Below are 16,757 nucleotides of genomic sequence, written 5' to 3'. Positions count from 1 at the left end.
CTGCTTCGCGGGAGGCATGCCGCGCCGCGGCAGCTCCTACGGGAGAAAGCCGCTGGGCTCGGCGAGCTTCCGCGGCAGGTACTCGTCGATCACGTAGTTCAGGCCCCACTTCGCCAGCGCCTGCTGCTCGGCGCGAACCCCCATTTTCAGCAATTGCCGGATCGCGGCAATCCATTCGGGATGGGCGGCGATGAACGGGTCGTTGTGGAGGGCGTCCTCCGCGCGCTTGACGTCGGTTGCCGACAGCGGGTGAGTGGCGTCCTCGAGATGGAAATCGGCGATGTCCTGGGGCGTCACCCCCAGGAAACGCGCCTGCGGTACGCAAAGGAAGCGGTTCATGTGCGCGGCGTTGCCGGAGCCGACCTTGAGCGTGCGATAGATGTTGGCGAAGCCGTAGGGATCGCAGTCGACGAAGCAGTAGACGGGCAGGCTCTGCTGGTCGGCGAGCCGGCGAACGAAGCGCCGCGTGGCACGTGTCGGCACGCCGCCCATCTCGACGATGATGCAACCCGCCGTCTGCCAGAACCGGTGATTGTTGAGGCGCTGGAACATGCCGCCGGTCTCGATCGCGAGCACGAACCGGGCGTCGGTGCGGAAATCGAGATGCTCGACCGACCGCGGGATGCTGTAAGCGCCGCTGCCCAGGTTGGCACAATCGACCTCGACCGTGTCGCCGGTGTCGGGATTGCGGTCGATCACGGTAAGTCGGCCGGCGACCGAGCCGCCGTGCGACTCCGGGTAGAACCGCAACTGCTCGCGCGACAGCCCGTGCATCGACGCCACCGCCTCGATGTCGTCCATGATCGCGTCCGACTCGGCTTGCTCGTCGAACCGGCAGTCGCCCCAGTTCTTGCTGATGTAGTAGACCTCCCTCTTGGTAGCGAAGTCGTCGTTCTCGATCATCGAACGCGCCGCCGCCATCATCCTCAGCGTCTGGGCGAAGGAACGCGCCGTGGTCACGGTCAGGGTGCGTACCTTGCGCACCTCGCCGAGCTCGAAGTACCCCTTGGCTTCGTCGTAGGTCACGTTGTCCAGGCTGCGCGCCGGAAGCTCGATGTCGGGCAGCCGGCCGCTCTCGATGTCGACGCGGACCTGGCGGGCGATGGAATCGATCAAGGCGATGGTCTTGCGATCGAGGTCACTCATCGGGGCGTCGGAGCTCTTTCTCGTCACGGCTGGCCTCCCGGCGACAGCCGGCTGCGGTGGAGCACGTCGTCGAGCCGACTCACGGTCAGGTCGCGCTCGGCGTCGCTGAGGGCGAGGATGTCTTGCAGGGCGAGCCCGACATGGGGTAGATACCTCTCGATATAGGCCCGGCGGTCGTACTCCTGGAGGAGCCGCCGTTCGTGGCGCAGGTAGTGCGCGAGCTTGCGCGCGCAGAGTTGCAACCCCAGCCTGATTTCCCTCACGATCTCCGGATATGGCTCGATGGCTTCCTTGGACTCGGAGGTGTAGGGCACCCAGACGGAGGCGACGTGGACCAGGATCGCCATCGGTGCGATCGGCAGCGCGCCCTTCGGCTGGTGCACGCCATAGCCGCGCCAGTTGGTCTGGATGACGGCCTTGGCTATGGCGCAACTCGACTGCTGGTAGAGGAGCGGCACCCGATTGGCGAAGCGCAGGAGGCGCGCCGGCTCGTCCTTTCGGCCGATCACGGGCTCTGCCGGGGCTGCCGTCCTCGTCTTGCGCATGTGACCAGTCTCGTCGACCTCGATGCCGGTGTCGTCGGGATGGCCGAAAGCGATGCCGACCTCGACCTGGAACGGATTGCCGCGATAGGCGGCGGCCGGCCGGGTAGCGACGGTATAGAATTCCGCCGCGACCTCCTTGTGGAGGCCCGCCAGGAGCTGGGTCTCGCCGATGGGCACGATACAGTCGGTGCGCGGGGCGGCGATCCGCGCCGTCTGAAGGGCCTTGTGCAGGGCAGTCGCCTGCACGTGCGCGATGTGCCTCGGGTGGGAGCGATCACTGAGCCTCCTGTCCGACGATTCGCCGGCGAGCGCGATGATCCTCTGCGCCGTCTTGCGGCCGACGCAGCTGAACTCGTCCTCGAGAAAGCGCACCAGGGTGCGCCTCGGGGTATTGCTCAGCATCTGGATGAGCCGCCCCAGCTCGATACCGTAGGGATGGGGCTTGATCTCCGTAGGGCGGGTTGGCAGCTCGTCGCTGCTGCGCGCGAACCTGACCTCCTCCCCATCCGGACCGCGATAGGTGATGGTGACATGCGGGTTGGCGATCGCCGTCTGCTTCAGGTAGGCCTCGACTGAATGCGGTCCCTTCTGATGATGGCCGCCGATCTCCATCTCGACGCGCGTTCCGTGCGGGCGATCCCAGGCGTGCTGCCGCTTCCTGTGGATATCCGGCTGGTTCCTCGCGGTATCGATCGAGACGTACATCTCGGAGGCGAGCGCCTCGCCGTCGACGCGACTGACAATGTGCAGCGGCTTGCCGACGGTGAGCTGGCCGTACATACCGGCGGCCGAAATGCCCATCCCCTGCTGGCCGCGCGACTGGCTGAGCTTGTGAAACTTGGATCCGTAGAGCAGCTTGCCGAAGATGCGCGCGATCTGGCCAGCGACGATACCGGGCCCGTTGTCCTCCACCACGACCTTCGACCTGCCGAAGCGGTCGCGCACCTCGACCAGGAGATCGGGAAGGATTCCCGCCTCCTCGCAGGCATCGAGGGCGTTGTCCACGGCTTCCTTGACCGCGGTGACCAAGGCCTTGGCGGGGGTGTCGAAGCCCAGCAGGTGACGGTTCTTGAGAAAGAACTCCGATACGGAAATCTCGCGCTGTCGCCGCGCCATCTCGTGCGCCGTTGCGGGCGGGGGTTGCCGTTCGGACATGATCGCGGTCCAAGCCTCGAAGGAAGAAGACCAGTCCCGTTTACAGCCGCGGCCTGCCTCGCCGCTTGACCGGGATCAACGACGACGTCAGGCGCGCGGCGCGGACCGTCCCAATGGCCCGCCGCTGCCGCCGAACGCTGCCCCCCGATCTTCATAGGAGAACTCACCCGGCACAGCAGCTCATCGTGCTCCTGGCCGGCGGGACGTCGAGCGCCGGGTTCTCGCTGAAGAAACCCACGGGCTGCAGCATAAAGCCGGCGGTGGTCACGGGCTGGACCGGGAAGTCTTCGGGGCGCGGGATGTGGTGCAGCCCGAAGCTGTGCCAGACGACGAGGTCGGTGTCGACCAGCGGCCGGTCCGCCCTGGTCCAGGCCGGCAGGCCGTCGCCGCCCCTGCTCTGGTTGGGATAGCGCCCGGCGGCGTGCATCTCGTCGCGGTCGAAGGCGGTGACCCAGAGCTGGCGGGTCATGAAGGCGGCGCGCCGGGCGACGCTCGACTGCGGATTGGAGAAGATCGGCACCGGGCTGGTCGGCATCAGCCGGTAGGCCGTCGGCTGGCCGAGCCTGTTGCGCCCCTCGGCGCTCTCGATCTTCCAGTAGCGCGCGGCGTTGAAGTCGACAGTACGCTGCGCCGCCTGCTCGCTCGCCAGCACGGTCTCGTGCACCGTGAAGGCGTTGCCATGCGGATTGTCCGGCCCCGTCGGCAACGCCATCGTATCGACCTCGACGACGCGGTTGCGCTCGCCGTCGACCGCCATGTCGAGCCGCATGTTGAAGATGTGCTGGTGATAGTGCGCATAGACGCCGGGCGACACGATGGTGCCGAAGCGCGGCGCCTCGCCCGCCCGGATGCCGGCGGTGTTGAGGATGCCCGTGGCTTTCATCTCGAACTGGATCGAGCCGTCCTGGTAGAGGTACCAGAACGAGCCGTACTCGTAATTGCCGACGGTCGAGATCGACGACACGACCAGCCGGCGGGCGCGCCGCACGTCGACCTCGCCGGTGAACAGGTCGGTATGCTTCCACAGGATTCCGAAATCTTCCTCGTGCAGGCAGACCGCGCTTTCGATGCAGTAGGGCTGGCCCTTGCTGTCGGCCAGCCAGGCGTCGAAGTAGCGGATGGTCCCCAGGCAGTCGCAGCCGAGCTTCAGCGAGTTGGCGAGCACGCCGATGCCGTACTCGCCGACATCGAAGGCATTCTTGCGAAAATGCCCGCCGCCGGGATGGCCATACGGCACCACCATCTCCGACAGCGCGGCGCGATGAAGCACCGGCCGCAGCCGGCCCTCGTCCTCGTAGCCCACCGCATGCAGCACCAGGCCTTCGCGCGCGGTGAAGCCGACACGGAAGCGCCATCTCTGCCAGCGCACCTCGTTGCCTTCGACAGTGAAGCTCGGCCCGTCCGCCTGCACGATCTCGAGGGGCTTCACGTCATCGCGGAAGATCGTGCGATAGCGTGCCGCGTAGTTGCGGCTCGCCATCGGCACCTCGGCCGCGCCGTAATCGTCGACGCGCAGCACCTCGGCCCGGTCGAGATCGATCACCGCGCACAGGCCTTCGATCGGATGGGCGTAGCCGTTGTCGTTCTTCTCGCTGCGGTACCAGCAGAAAGTGTGCGACAGCCGCCGCCCTTCCTCGTCGGGCAGGCCGTAATAGCCGGCCGACCAAGGATCGACCTGGACGTTGTCGATGTCGGTGATGCCACGCCTGGCGAGCGCCGCGCGGAAGCGCGGATCGGCGCGGGCGACCTCGCCGACCAGCAGGATGTCGTCGACGAGTATGCGCGGCCGCACGCCCGGCACGTGCCGCCAGTCGACAATCCGATCGGCAACGAGATCGACGCGGGCCTCGAAGACCCGGCCGTTGGTGCGGTCGAACGCGCACACGAACGCCTGGCGCGGGAAGTCGGCACCGCCCCGCAGGTCGTGGACGGTGCTCTTGTCGGGCTCGCTCAGGCTGATGGTCTCGAACATCATGCCGGCACCCAGATCATGCGCGGCGCGCACCAGCGTCGCCGCCCGCCGGATTTCGTCAGGCGTCAGCGGGTCGAGCGGATGTCGGGGCGTCTGCGCGGCACGAGTCTCGGCAACGGCGTCGGGCATGAAAGTCCTTTCCTGCCGGACGCGATGCCGGCCACACCGGCCCACGGTGGCTTAAGGCAGGGGCGAAGTCGAGACGACTGACCCCCAATCCAATCGGTCGCACCCGGCGGTCGTTCCTGGCGTTGACAGGACGGGCCGATCGTGGCGGAATTATCGCACGCACAATCGACACGGAGGTTTAGATGCTTCCACCCGACATGCGCTCCGCAATGACAGCCGGCGCAATCCTTCGGGCGTCGGCTTAGCGGCACACACACGAACGGCCTGTCGGGGCCGGCCATCGCGGGTCGCATCAGTAAGGCGAGACCCCATTTTGGCCGACCCCGATTTGCGTTCTCATCAAATCGATCCCCCAGGCAATGCTAAACCAGCCAGGCGTTGCCGTAGGCGCTGGTGAAGTCGATGTTGACCACGAGGTCGTTGTAGTCGTGGTCGCCGCCACCGTACGTGTCCTCGAAGCCCCATGTGTTGAGGCCGTAGTTCCAGATGTGGCCGACAGGCGTGCCGTCCACCCTCTCGTTGGCCTGCGCGAAGGCCCAGTAGGTCCTGCCCTGCGTCGTGTCGGCCAGCTTCATCGCGATGATGTCGCCAGCGTCGACATCCTGCAGCATCGCTTGGACGTACTCGCCGTAGCCCGGGCCGGCGATCGCCGTCGCCCCGCCGGTCGTCTGGTAGGCACGTGCCTCGGCCGCGGCTTCGTAGCCCGCCGCGCCTGGCGCGACTCCACCGATGCTGCCGGCGAAGTCGTCCACCCGGTAGAAGGTCACCGCCAGGCTGTCGGCGCCGTTCTGCCGGATGTTGACCACCGCCGTCTGGTCGTCGAGCGCATTGACCGTCTCCGCCACCGCCACCGGACGCGCCACGCGCACCAGGCCCGCCGCTGTCTCGAAGTCGACGAAGCCGAACTGGTTGGTGAGCGGAGCGGTCACGGCCTGCGCGTCGACGCCGTCGATCGAGATCGCGAATGTGTCGCCGAGGTCCAGGGTCACCTGGCCGAGGCCGCCCTGTCCCTGCATGTCGAACAGGGTAACGAGGTCGGACTGGAAATCCGACTGCTGGGATTGGCCGGCGAAGCGCGCGTCCCACGCGAAGGCATCGGTGCCGGCACTGGCCAGGACGGCGCTCGTCGAGCCGGCAGTGACACCGACCGTGAGCGCCCCATCCGATACGGCCTGGATCAGCAGGCTCTGTAATGCGCCGCTCGTCCAGTCGCCGGCGCCGTACGAATTGAGCACCTGCGGCACGCTGTCGTCGAACGACATCTCCGAGTGCGCGATCGCCGTCAGCGCCCGCGCCAGCAACAGGCCGTTGGGCGAGCCCAGACCGGTCGCCAGATCGTAGTCCGGCCCCGCGACGTAGCCGTAGCCCGTCGGGCTGACATGCTGGCCGCCAGTCAGATAGTCGCCCGGCAGGAAATACGACGAGGTGTTGTTGCCCAGCGTGACGTCGTTGAACGCGGCCGGCGCGATCTTGGCGGCGGCGTACAAGAGGTCGTTCATGTAGCCGAGGTTGGGCAGCAGCTGGTCCTGGAAGATCGTGTCGATCTGCACGATTAACGATGCCCAAAGCGGCGCAGCCGCGCTGGTGCCCTCGTTGCCGCCGGTTCCGATCATGTTCTCGTCTGGCGCGTTGTAGGTGAGGTTGCCGCCGGCGGCAGCCGAGACATCGGGAACGCCGCGGCCGACCAGGTGCTGCGAATCGGACGTCGTCGGATTGAGCCCGTATGCGGCCTGGTACCATGGCACGGGCTGGGTCGGATCGACGCCGCCCGATCCGGTCGAGTTGTTCTGGTAGCTCGCCGAGTAGCCCGAGCCGGGAATGCCCTCGATCACCGGCTGGCCGCTCTTGTCGGTCGACACGTAGTAGGTGTTCCAGACCGCCTCGACGAATGCCTGCTCGTCGGAGGCATCGGTCGGCAGGCTGGTCAGACCGCCGGCGACCAGTTGCCAGATCGTCGCCAGGTTCCCCGCCGTCGCAGACGCGACGATGGCGCTCAGGGTCGGATCCTCGCCCGCCTTCTCGGTGGTCGACAGCGACGTGCCACCGACCAGGATGTTCCACGGCTGGGTGACGTTGTATTCGACGTTTGTCAGGCCGTTTGCGGTCTGGTTGCCGGAGCCGCCGTCACCCAGTGCAATGACGGTCGTCTGGTTGCTGAGGGCGGCGTCGACGAAGAGCTCCCAGTAGGCCCGGTAGAACGGCGAGTCTGGCGCCATGCTCTGGCTGTCGCCGTACGAGTTCGACGTCACTGGCGCCTTGCTCCAGGTGTTGCCTTCGGGAGCGGCGAGCTGTTCCCAGATCGAACTCTGGATCGCCGTATAGGTCGAGGCGTAGGCGGTTCCGTTATTGCCCGAACCGTTGAAGAGCCAGACGTCGCTCTTGGGATTGATTGCCGCCACGACGCCGACGTCGAGCGAGCGCTCGCCCGCGTCCACGTTCACCTTGCCATCGATAGTGTACGCCTGTCCGTCGCCTCCCTGGACATGGACGATGCCCGTGCCTCCGCTGACCTTGATGTGCTTCAGATACTCGTCCAGCCGGCTCTGGAATTCGGTGCCCGGCTGATCGTTTTTAAGGGCCGAACCGATGCCGGGCTCGATCAGCCCGATGGTTCCGGTCTGCACGGTCTCGCCGTTGAGCGGAAAATTATACAGGTCGGCAATATGCTGCGGATCACGCGCCGTGTTGCCCGTCGTCGAGTTGCCGATGCCCTGGGCGCCCTCCGTCAGGGTGACTGGCGAGCCGGTCGACAGGTTGGTGCCGTTCGGCGCGGTTTCGTAGTCGACCCACAGGCCGGTGACGTTCCAACCCGACGGCAGCGAGAGCTCGCCGTTCCAGTAGATCAGACCCTGCGAATACATCAGCTCGGTGTCGAACAGCGTCTGGAAGTGCGCTGCGTCGGGGATGTGCACCCAAATGGTGCGCGATTCGGCCGACGATACGTAGTTGCCGTTGTCGGGATTGTCGTGCAGCACCTGCAGGTCGAACGGCGCGCTTTCCACGGCGCTCACCAGCGCGTCGTACTGAGCCTGGCTGGCGCCGTAGGTGGTCCACAGGGTGCCCTTGCCGTTGAGCTCCTGCAGCGTCTGCTGCCGCGTCCCCCAGTCCTGCGCCAGCAGCCCCGCGGCGTCGGTGACGCGCGGCAGCACCAGCGCCACATTGATGCCGTACGGCGAGATCTTGCCATCGGTGATGCCGTAAGCGCTTTCGACGGTCGGCGCATCGGTGATGCGGTAGCCGGCATAGTCGAGATACGTCGAATTGGCGATCGGCTGATACGTCGTTGCCATCGAATCTCTACCCCTTGAATGACTTCCCACGGTTGCGACGGTGGCAACATACCGCGCGGGCCGATCGCACTGTCAATATCGCGCGGCGGCGGATCGATGATGCACGCCCATTGCGCTCGGGCGCCGCGCTGATCCAATCTGCGCGACGCTCGTTGCGAAAATCTTTCATCGAGAGGACGAAAGATTTTTCATCGGCAGGAAGAAGGAGGGAGATCGCGATGCCGCTCACGCTCGTCAGTCAGAATTTCAAGGAGGGCGAGACCCTTTCGACCGACCACATCCTGTCGGCCAACTACGGGTTCGGCTGCGCCGGCGGCAACAAGTCGCCGCAGCTTTCATGGTCGGGCGTCCCCGCCGGCACCAAGAGCTTCGCGCTCACCTGCTTCGACCCCGACGCACCGACCGGCAGCGGCTTCTGGCATTGGCTGGTCGTCAATATACCTGCCGGCGCGACGTCGCTCGCGCTCGGCGCCGGCAATCCTGCGGCCGGCCTCCTGCCACCCGGCGCGCTGCAGACCCGCACCGACTTCGGCACGCCCGGCTACGGTGGCCCCTGCCCGCCAGAGGGCCACGGCCCGCACCGCTACGTCTTCACGCTGTTCGCCGTGAATGCCGACAAGCTGCCGGTGGCCGCCGACACATCTGCAGCCATCGTTGGATTCAACTTGCACTTCGCCACGATCGAGAAGGCGACCCTGACCGGCCTGTTCCATCGCTGAGCGGCGCGATCGCATGACCCGCCCGCTCGACGGCCTGAAGGTGCTCGAGATCGGCCAGGCCTATGCCGGTCCCCTCGCCGGCATGATCCTGGCCGACATGGGCGCCGACGTGATCAAGGTCGAGAAGCCTGATGGCGGCGATGACGCCCGCCAATGGGGTCCGCCCTTCGTCGGCGACGACAGCGCCATGTTCCACGCCAACAACCGTGGCAAGCGTTCGGTCGCGCTCGACATCAAGGACGAAGCCGCCGTCGCACGTCTCAAGGAGCTGGCGCGCGACGCCGACATCCTGATCCAGAACCTGCGGCCAGGCGTCGTCGAGCCGCTCGGCCTCGGTCCCGACGCCCTGCTGGTGCTCAACCCGCGGCTGATCTACTGCTCGATCTGGGCGTTCGGCTACACCGGGCCGATGCGGCTGGCGCCGGGATTCGATCCGCTGCTGCAGGCCTATGGCGCGGTGATGACCCTCACCGGCCGGCCGGAGGATCCGCCGACCTTCTGTGCGCCGGCGATCAACGATGCGGCGACGGGCATGTGGTGCGTGATCGGCGCGCTGGCCGCCCTGCAGCAGCGCCACGTCACCGGGCGCGGCTGCGTCATCGACACGTCCTTGTTCGAGACGGCGGTGCACTGGGTGTCGGGCGCCCTGCACGGTTACTGGCTGAGCGGCAACGTCCCGCGGCGGCACGGCACCGCCAGCCCGGCCCTGGTGCCCTACCAGGCCTTCGAGACCGCCGACCGGCCAATCGTGGTGGCGGCCGGCAACGACCGGCTGTTCGTCAAGTTCGCCGAGGCGATCGGCTGCCCGCACTGGCAGGACGACCCGCGCTTCAGGGACGGCCGCCGGCGCGCCGCCAACCGGCCGGCGCTGGTCGCCCTGATCGAGCCACTGCTGCGCGTCCGACCGCGCGAACACTGGCTGAAGGTGTTCGGCGACGTCGGCGTGCCCTGCTCGCCGATCAACGACATCGCCGAGCTCGCGCAATCGGAGCAGCTCGCGGCGATGGACCTGCAGCGCACTCTGCCCGGCAGCGACATGCAGGTGGTCGGCCTGCCGATCTCGTTCGACCGCCGGCGCCCGCAGCCGCAAGGCGATTCGCCGGCACTCGGTGCGCATACGGGAGAGGGATTCGGCCGGCGGCGATGATGCCCTCGTTCTCTTCGCAGCGAGGCTGGGGAATCAATCCCTCCCCCGTCTTACGGTCGTCTTACGGGGGGTGCCCTGTCGTACGGGGCGGAGGGGGAAGGCCACACTCGAGGTGTTTATGATTCCCACGTCGGAACTTCATGGACCTCGCGTGATGCTCTCCCCTCCGGCCAATGGCGCTGTAAACAGCGCCTAATCGGGCCACCTCCCCCGATGACGGGGGCGATGACGGGGGAGGCATGGAATCTGTGCCGCAACAGCGAAGCCGGGGGATGAGGGAGCGACCATTCGTCTGGCTCGCCTCACGCCGCGTAGTAGCCGCCGTCGACCACGTGCGAGGCGCCGGTCATGAACGAGGCGCGCTCCGAGCACATCCACACCACCGCCTCGGCTATCTCCTCGGGTACGCCGAGCCGGTTCATCGGCACCTTGGTCATCAGCCGCTCGTAGCGCTCGGCCATGCCGGGCTCGGTCATCGGCGTCTTGATGTAGCCCGGGTTGACGCAGTTCACACGGATGCCCTCCTGGGCATACTCCATCGCCGCCGTCTTGGTGAGCCCGACCACGCCGTGCTTGGCGGCGACGTAGCTCGCCGCCGTCGGCAGGCCGACCAGTCCCGCCACCGACGCGGTGTTGACGATCGCCCCGCCACCCTGCTTCAGCATCTGCACGATCTCGTGCTTCATGCACAGGAATACTCCGGTGAGGTTGATCGCCATCATGCGATCGAACGACTGGCGGCTCATCTCGTGCGTGCGCTGGCCGGCCGGACCGACGTGGCGCGGCGCGATGCCGGCATTGTTGAAGGCGCAGTCGAGACGGCCGAACGCGGCGACGCTGCGCGCCACCATGGCCTCGATCTGCGCCTCGTCCGAGACGTCGGCGCCGATTGCGATCGACTGCCCGCCCGCCGCGTTGATCATCGCCACGGTCTCGGCCGCACCCCCCTCGCTCTGGTCGGCGACGGCGACTCGCGCACCCTCGCGCGCCATGGCGAGCGCCGTGGCGCGGCCGATGCCCGACGCGCCGCCGGTCACCAGGGCGCTCTTGCCGTCGAGAATTCCAGCCATTGTCTTGTCTCCAATTCGCTCGAGTTGCATTGGATCGTGTCATGCGGCTATCGGGGTCTCAACAGCGGGCGCAGGGCTGTCAGGGATCTTGGCGTCATCAGGCGAAAATGACTATAATGACCATATTGCTCAATCTGGTCGAAAAGGCAGCACATGAGCACTGACAATTGGACAGTTGCGGAGGCCAAGGCCCGGTTCAGCGAAATTGTCGAGCGGGCACAGTCAAAGGGGCCGCAGGTCATCACGCGGCATGGCCGGACGGCGGCAGTCGTCGTGTCCGCCGACGAATGGGAGAGGAAGACGAGGCGATCTGGCAACCTTGCTGAATTCTTCGCGGCTTCGCCACTTTCCGGCTCGGGCATCGCCGTCAAGCGGCGCAGAGATCGCGCGCGCAAGATCGACCTGTGACCTTCCTGCTCGACACCAATGTCGTCTCGGAATGGGTGAAGCAACGGCCCAATTCCGGCGTTGTCCGATGGCTCGCCGAAATAGACGAAGACCGGGTGTTCCTGAGCGTGGTTACGCTGGCCGAGTTGCGGCACGGTATCGGTAGGCTGCCCGACGGCGCGAGACGCCGTGGCCTCGACGCATGGCTGCGCCACGATCTGCCCCAGCGCTTTGAAGGTCGCCTACTTTCGGTTGATCCGCGGATTGCCGATCGCTGGGGTGAGGTGGTCGCACGCCGTAAGGCGGTGGGCCGACCGATCGACATCATGGATGCGTTCATTGCCGCTACTGCCATCGTCCACGAACTCGCCCTGGTGACCCGCAATACCGCAGATTTCAAGCCGACCGTCGAACAAATCGTCAATCCCTGGGGCGACTAACTGGGTCCAGGTTCAGCGAAAGCGCCCGACAATCGCGTCAATTCGGCTGGAAGCCGCACCGATACGGTGCCGCGCCTCCGGCGAGACACGCGGCTCACTTCGCCTCGCGCACGTAACCGCGCTCGCGCATGCAGGTGTTGAATGTGGCGGTCGCGGCGTTGGCGCGGTCGGTGTTGTCGCGCTGCTGGGACATCGCCAGCCCGGGAGCACTCAACGTCGGCGTCGTGAAGCCGCGCGGATAACGCAGCTCGGCTTCCTGCTCGGCTGTGGCGTGGCACTCGGCGGTGTCCCTGGCGACCGCGCTCTCGCTGGCGCCCGGCTTCTGCCACGACGGCGGCGCCGGTGTGGCGCACGACGCCAGGCCGGCCGACAAAATCAGCAGAAGGCAAGTCGGATGGTTGGCAATGCGATGCATGGCTGTCCCTCAATGAACCTGGGGCGATTGCGCCTCGCTGCCGAGCTGAAACGCCTTCACCCCCAGGGCCGACACCAATCCTATCAGGATTATCCCGAGGAAGCCGATCCCCACTGCCATGGCCTGGGTCAACGGCTGCCGGGGCACGAAATCGCCATAGCCGATGGTGAGTCCGGTGACGAAGGCGAAATAGACGCCCTGCCCCAGGCTCCAGCCCTCGATGGCGGCAATGATCACGCCCAGCACCGCCTTGGCGGCGAGCAGCACCGACAGAACCGGCCAGACGATCACCACGCCGGCGAGAAAGGATCGCCAGTAGAGCCGGCGCAGCACCGCCGAATGCGATAGGGCCATGGTCGTCTCCGGTCGGGCTGTCGAGACATGGAAGTGTGATCGTGCGAACCATCTTGGCACGAACGGGCGCAGCCGGGAGGAAACGATGGTGCGACGCCGAGGCATGCTGGCAACGGCGACGGCGGCCGGCCTGCTGGCGCGCACGGCGCGGTCCCAGGCCTTCCCCTCGAAGCAGTTGCGCTTCCCGGTCGGAGCGGCACCCAGCGGTGGCGTCGACACGGCCGCCCGCGTCGTCGGCCAGGAGCACACCCGGCGCGACGGCATCTCGGTCCTCGTCGACAACAAGTCCGGCGGCGGTGGCAACATTGCAACGCGCGAGTTGCTGCGAGCGCTGGCCGACGGCCACACCATCTTGCTGGCCAATATCGGCGTCCTGGCGATCAATCCCTTCGCCATGAAGGATGTCGGCTACTCGACGCAGGACTTCGCGCCGATCACGCTCGCCGTCGACTTCTCCAACGTGATCGTCGTCCACCCGAGCGTTCCGGCACGCTCGCTTGCCGAATACCTCGCCCTGGCCAAGGGGCCGGACGGCATGACCTACGGCACGTCGGGCGTCGGCAGCGCCGGCCATCTTGCCGGCGAGCTGTTGAAGTCGATGAGTGGCGCGCGCCTTGCCCGCGCGCCCTATCGCGGTGGCGGGCCGGCGATGAACGACCTCGTTGCCGGGCACGTCCCCTCGGTGATCGCCAGCGCGCCCACCGCCACCAGGTTCGTGCGCGACGGCCGGATCCGGGCGCTGGCCATGTTCGGTCCGCGTCGCTCGCCGTTCGATCTCGACGTACCGACCGTCGCCGAGCTTGGATTTCCGGGCTACGCCGCAACTAACTGGTATGCCTTGATCGTGGCATCAAGGAGGCCGCCCGAATACGTGGCAGCGCTCAACACGCTCCTCACCCGGGCGCTCGCTCTGCCCGAGAGGTGCGTGGCACCTTCGCCAAGCAAGGCATGGAGACCCTGCCCGGCACGCCGCAGCAGGCGGCGGCTCACATCGAGCGCGGGCGCGCCGTCTGGAAGAAGGTCATCGCCGACAGTGGGCTGCAGCTGGAATAGGGGCTCTACTGCGAGAAGCCGATGGTCTGCAGGCCCTTGGCCGGACAGGACGGGTCCTTCGTGGTGGCCGGGGTGCGCGTCGCATTGGGGGGCCAGCGGGTGAGGCCCCAGCAGTCGGCTTCCTCCGGGCGGAGCCACTTCATCGAGCGCGGGTCGGAGCTCTGCAGCAGGGCGAGCATCGGCACGTAGGGCACGCCGCGGCGTTCGGCGCGACGGGCGATAAGCTCGTTGCAGAGCGGCGAGCGCTCGCGCCCCGCCTGTACGGCACAGGAATGCAGGCCGAGGCGGCCGCGATCGAGCACCGACCGATGGCGGCCGGCGACGAACAGGATGGAGGCGCAAGCCGACGCACACGTCGTACCGGGCAGCACGAAGGTCGATACCTTCTCCGCTTCCATGTGGTCGGCCATGGCGAAGGCCTCGCCGACCGCCCCGCCGTCGCTTGCCAGCGCCACCCGCTTGTCACCGAGGCGGTCGCGCCCGACCTCGCGCAAGGCGAACTGCAAGCGCAGCGAATCGCCGCTGGTGATCGGGCCGCGTGCGATCAGCATCGGCACACCGTCGTCGGCCATCCGGATGACGAACTCCATCGCCATGGCAGACCCGCTCGCCGCCACTGTCAGGGCCAGCAGCCCTCCCAACAGCGCCAACAGCCGGCCACACCCCGCGCGATGCATCGTCCCTCCCGGGCGGCCCCCCCACAGGCGGGAGATTGGCCGGTTCCGGCGTGCCAGGCGCGACCTGATGGTTCCAGACTGGACTCACGGTCGGCAGCGCTGGGCCAATTCACTCCATTGCCGGACCTGATCGCGGCCCGCCGCGTCGAGTGAGCGCGCGGCCATGGCAAAACGGCGCTGCCCGGCCCCTTCCAGATTGAAATGGATTTGGATGTTATGATTTCCGCTCGTCGAGCGCCTGGCGAACGATCCGCGCCAGATCGCGCTTGCGAAACGGCTTGGCCAGCAGGTGCATGCGGGGATGCGTCAGCCCGTGCCGCGCGACTTCCTCGGTATACCCCGACATGAGCACCACCGATATGCCGGGCCGCAGGCGCACGGCCTCGTCGGCCAGCGCCCTGCCGCTCACCGATCCCGGCATCACGATGTCGGTCAGCACCAGGTCGTAGGGCGGATCGGCAGCCGCGAAGGCGGCGAGCCCGGCCTCGCCGTCCGGCCTTTCGTCGACCTCATAGCCAAGACCGACGAGCTGCTCGACGAGACGCGCGCGCACCTGCTGCTCGTCCTCGACGAGCAGGATCCGCTCCCTGCCTCCGACCGGCGCCGAGCGCGTCTCGGGTGCCGGCTCGACGGCGACAGTCTGCGGCAGGTAGAGCCGGAATGTGGTGCCGTGCCCAAGCTCGCTCGCCACGCGGACATGGCCGTTCGACTGCTTGATGAATCCGTACACCATGCTGAGCCCGAGCCCGGTGCCGCGGCTGGCGTCCTTGGTCGTGAAGAAGGGCTCGAAGATCCTGTCGAGCAGCTCGGGCGGGATGCCCGTGCCGGTGTCGGTCACCGCCACCATGATGTGCGGGCCAACCCGCGCCTCGGGTGTCACCCTGACATAGGCCTCGTCGATGTCGACCGCCTCGGTCTCGATCACCAGCTGGCCACCCGCCGGCATGGCATCGCGCGCGTTGAGGCAGAGATTCATCAACGCCGCCTCGAGCTGCGCGCGATCGACGTTGGCTCGCTCGAGGACCGGCGCCAGGCGGTACTTGATGGCGATGTCGGCCCCCAGGGTTCGCCGCAACAGGCGGCCAAGCGAGGAAACCAGCTCATTGAGGTCGGTCGGATGGGGCTGCAACGGCTGGCGGCGCGAGAAGGCCAGCAACTGGCGCGTCAACTCGGCGCCACGCGTCGTCGAGCGCTCGATCTGCTTGACCTTGCTCATCGCCGATGCCGGCAACTGCTCCTCGAGCAGGCCATCGATGTTGGCCAGGATCACCATCAGGAGGTTGTTGAAGTCGTGCGCCAGGCCGCCGGTCAACTGACCCACTGCCTCCATTTTCTGCGCCTGGCGCAACTGCGCCTCGGTACGGTTATGCTGCGTCAGGTCACGAATGATGCCGACATAGATCGGCTCGCCGCGATGCGTCGCCTCGCCGACGGCGATCTGGATGGCGATGGTCGAGCCGTCGCGCCGCCTGCCGTAGACGTTCCGCGGGACGCCGATGATCCTGCGGACCCCGGTGCGCTGGTAGGTCAGCAAGTGCTCGTCGTGCTCGCGGGCGACGTCGTCCGGCATCAGCATCTTGACGTTTCGACCCACCACCTCGTCGGCGGGGAAGCCGAACAGCTGCTCGGCAGCGCGGTTGTAGAGCTGCACGGTGCCGCGCCGATTGATGACGATCAGCCCGTCGATCAGCGTCTCGAGAACAGTGTCGACCAGGGTTTGCAGGCGGGCCTCGTTGTCGCGCAGCCGGCTCGTCGCCTCGAGCCGGTCGGTGACATCGCGCGAGATCGAGCCGAAGCCCAGCAGCCTTCCCTCACCGTCGCGGACCGCGGAAATGATCACGTTGACGAAGAAGATGCCGCCGTTGTGGTCAACGCGTCGGCCGGTTTCCTCGAAACGACCGAGGGTTGCCGCCTGTTGCAGCACGCGTTGCGGCTTGCCCTCGGCACAATCCTCGGCTGGGTAGAACAGCGCGAAATTTTTGCCGACGACCTCGTGCGCCTTGTAGCCGGTGATCGCCTCGGCCCCGGCGTTCCACGATGTAATGATGCCGTCCGGATCGAGCGTGGTTATGGCGAAGTCGTCAACACGCTCGAAAAAAAGGCGCAGAATGCCCGCCACGTCCTGGGATGCGGACGAAGACCCCGTGTGAACGGTCACCCGACGACGCTCCCTGACCGTCTGCAACCAATTACCCGCCTGCCGGGGCTTCTTGTCGTGGCCCCTGGCCCGCGCGCGCACAACCGTCCCACCGCATAAC

General features: G+C 67.0%; 14 protein-coding genes. 5 read left to right on the top strand and 9 right to left on the bottom strand.

What is annotated here, in order from left to right:
• Positions 1 to 36: 36 nt before the first annotated feature.
• The 4 genes from AB7O82_RS01370 to AB7O82_RS01355 form a co-directional block, all read right to left on the bottom strand.
• Complete coding sequence (locus tag AB7O82_RS01370) at positions 37 to 1,173, bottom strand: DNA topoisomerase IV subunit A (protein WP_428618505.1); 1,137 nt, start codon at positions 1,171 to 1,173, stop codon at positions 37 to 39.
• Entirely contained in the window at positions 1,170 to 2,846 is a 1,677-nt protein-coding gene (locus AB7O82_RS01365; protein WP_428554948.1) for a DNA topoisomerase VI subunit B, read from the bottom strand. The genes AB7O82_RS01370 and AB7O82_RS01365 overlap by 4 nt, the downstream gene beginning before the upstream one ends.
• A gap of 163 nt (positions 2,847 to 3,009) precedes the next feature.
• Positions 3,010 to 4,947: a primary-amine oxidase gene (locus AB7O82_RS01360; protein WP_428554950.1), complete on the bottom strand. Its 1,938-nt coding sequence runs from the start codon at positions 4,945 to 4,947 to the stop codon at positions 3,010 to 3,012.
• 362 nt (positions 4,948 to 5,309) lie between these two features.
• A complete protein-coding gene (locus tag AB7O82_RS01355; RefSeq protein ID WP_428618503.1) occupies positions 5,310 to 8,237 on the bottom strand; it encodes a DUF4114 domain-containing protein in 2,928 nt (975 codons plus the stop codon).
• 218 nt (positions 8,238 to 8,455) lie between these two features.
• On the opposite strand from AB7O82_RS01355, the gene AB7O82_RS01350 reads away from it, so the two are divergent.
• Together AB7O82_RS01350 and AB7O82_RS01345 are read left to right on the top strand one after the other, a co-directional pair.
• A complete protein-coding gene (locus AB7O82_RS01350; RefSeq protein WP_428549812.1) occupies positions 8,456 to 8,956 on the top strand; it encodes a YbhB/YbcL family Raf kinase inhibitor-like protein in 501 nt (166 codons plus the stop codon).
• 13 nt (positions 8,957 to 8,969) lie between these two features.
• The gene (locus AB7O82_RS01345; RefSeq protein ID WP_428549814.1) at positions 8,970 to 10,103 is read left to right on the top strand and encodes a CaiB/BaiF CoA transferase family protein; all 1,134 of its coding nucleotides are present in this window, start codon (positions 8,970 to 8,972) and stop codon (positions 10,101 to 10,103) included.
• 302 nt (positions 10,104 to 10,405) lie between these two features.
• Here AB7O82_RS01345 and AB7O82_RS01340 read toward each other — a convergent pair whose 3' ends face one another.
• The gene (locus AB7O82_RS01340) at positions 10,406 to 11,173 is read right to left on the bottom strand and encodes an SDR family NAD(P)-dependent oxidoreductase (protein WP_428549816.1); all 768 of its coding nucleotides are present in this window, start codon (positions 11,171 to 11,173) and stop codon (positions 10,406 to 10,408) included.
• 153 nt (positions 11,174 to 11,326) lie between these two features.
• On the opposite strand from AB7O82_RS01340, the gene AB7O82_RS01335 reads away from it, so the two are divergent.
• Both AB7O82_RS01335 and AB7O82_RS01330 read left to right on the top strand, forming a co-directional pair.
• Positions 11,327 to 11,581 carry a type II toxin-antitoxin system Phd/YefM family antitoxin gene (locus tag AB7O82_RS01335; RefSeq protein WP_428549818.1) on the top strand — a complete coding sequence of 85 codons (255 nt, stop codon included), beginning with the start codon at positions 11,327 to 11,329 and terminating at the stop codon, positions 11,579 to 11,581.
• A complete protein-coding gene (locus AB7O82_RS01330) occupies positions 11,578 to 12,000 on the top strand; it encodes a type II toxin-antitoxin system VapC family toxin (RefSeq protein WP_428549820.1) in 423 nt (140 codons plus the stop codon). Before AB7O82_RS01335 ends, AB7O82_RS01330 begins: the two co-directional genes overlap by 4 nt.
• A gap of 94 nt (positions 12,001 to 12,094) precedes the next feature.
• Here AB7O82_RS01330 and AB7O82_RS01325 read toward each other — a convergent pair whose 3' ends face one another.
• Complete coding sequence (locus tag AB7O82_RS01325; protein WP_428549822.1) at positions 12,095 to 12,415, bottom strand: hypothetical protein; 321 nt, start codon at positions 12,413 to 12,415, stop codon at positions 12,095 to 12,097.
• Between the two features lie 9 nt (positions 12,416 to 12,424).
• The gene (locus AB7O82_RS01320) at positions 12,425 to 12,769 is read right to left on the bottom strand and encodes a potassium channel family protein (protein ID WP_428549824.1); all 345 of its coding nucleotides are present in this window, start codon (positions 12,767 to 12,769) and stop codon (positions 12,425 to 12,427) included.
• Positions 12,770 to 12,854: 85 nt separating this feature from the next.
• On the opposite strand from AB7O82_RS01320, the gene AB7O82_RS01315 reads away from it, so the two are divergent.
• Positions 12,855 to 13,925, top strand: coding sequence for a Bug family tripartite tricarboxylate transporter substrate binding protein (locus AB7O82_RS01315; RefSeq protein WP_428549826.1), 1,071 nt, complete (start codon positions 12,855 to 12,857; stop codon positions 13,923 to 13,925).
• Here the strand turns inward: AB7O82_RS01315 and AB7O82_RS01310 are convergent.
• On the bottom strand, positions 13,828 to 14,499 hold the full coding sequence (locus tag AB7O82_RS01310) for a hypothetical protein (protein ID WP_428549828.1): 672 nt from the start codon (positions 14,497 to 14,499) through the stop codon (positions 13,828 to 13,830). The two genes, AB7O82_RS01315 and AB7O82_RS01310, sit on opposite strands and share 98 nt — an antisense overlap.
• Positions 14,500 to 14,713: 214 nt before the next feature.
• Positions 14,714 to 16,618 carry a PAS domain S-box protein gene (locus AB7O82_RS01305; RefSeq protein WP_428549830.1) on the bottom strand — a complete coding sequence of 635 codons (1,905 nt, stop codon included), beginning with the start codon at positions 16,616 to 16,618 and terminating at the stop codon, positions 14,714 to 14,716.
• Positions 16,619 to 16,757: the final 139 nt, after the last annotated feature.

Origin of the sequence: Reyranella sp., from assembly GCF_050185545.1 — a bacterium.
In the GTDB taxonomy this organism is placed as follows: domain Bacteria; phylum Pseudomonadota; class Alphaproteobacteria; order Reyranellales; family Reyranellaceae; genus Reyranella.
This window is presented reverse-complemented; position numbering and strand designations above follow the sequence as displayed.

Coding starts and splice junctions, on each gene's coding strand:
- AB7O82_RS01325 (WP_428549822.1), bottom strand. CDS start 12,415: ATGCATCGCATTGCCAACCATCCGACTTGCCTTCTGCTGATTTTGTCG.
- AB7O82_RS01315 (WP_428549826.1), top strand. CDS start 12,855: ATGGTGCGACGCCGAGGCATGCTGGCAACGGCGACGGCGGCCGGCCTG.
- AB7O82_RS01365 (WP_428554948.1), bottom strand. CDS start 2,846: ATGTCCGAACGGCAACCCCCGCCCGCAACGGCGCACGAGATGGCGCGG.
- AB7O82_RS01350 (WP_428549812.1), top strand. CDS start 8,456: ATGCCGCTCACGCTCGTCAGTCAGAATTTCAAGGAGGGCGAGACCCTT.
- AB7O82_RS01360 (WP_428554950.1), bottom strand. CDS start 4,947: ATGCCCGACGCCGTTGCCGAGACTCGTGCCGCGCAGACGCCCCGACAT.
- AB7O82_RS01340 (WP_428549816.1), bottom strand. CDS start 11,173: ATGGCTGGAATTCTCGACGGCAAGAGCGCCCTGGTGACCGGCGGCGCG.
- AB7O82_RS01320 (WP_428549824.1), bottom strand. CDS start 12,769: ATGGCCCTATCGCATTCGGCGGTGCTGCGCCGGCTCTACTGGCGATCC.
- AB7O82_RS01355 (WP_428618503.1), bottom strand. CDS start 8,237: ATGGCAACGACGTATCAGCCGATCGCCAATTCGACGTATCTCGACTAT.
- AB7O82_RS01335 (WP_428549818.1), top strand. CDS start 11,327: ATGAGCACTGACAATTGGACAGTTGCGGAGGCCAAGGCCCGGTTCAGC.
- AB7O82_RS01345 (WP_428549814.1), top strand. CDS start 8,970: ATGACCCGCCCGCTCGACGGCCTGAAGGTGCTCGAGATCGGCCAGGCC.
- AB7O82_RS01310 (WP_428549828.1), bottom strand. CDS start 14,499: ATGCATCGCGCGGGGTGTGGCCGGCTGTTGGCGCTGTTGGGAGGGCTG.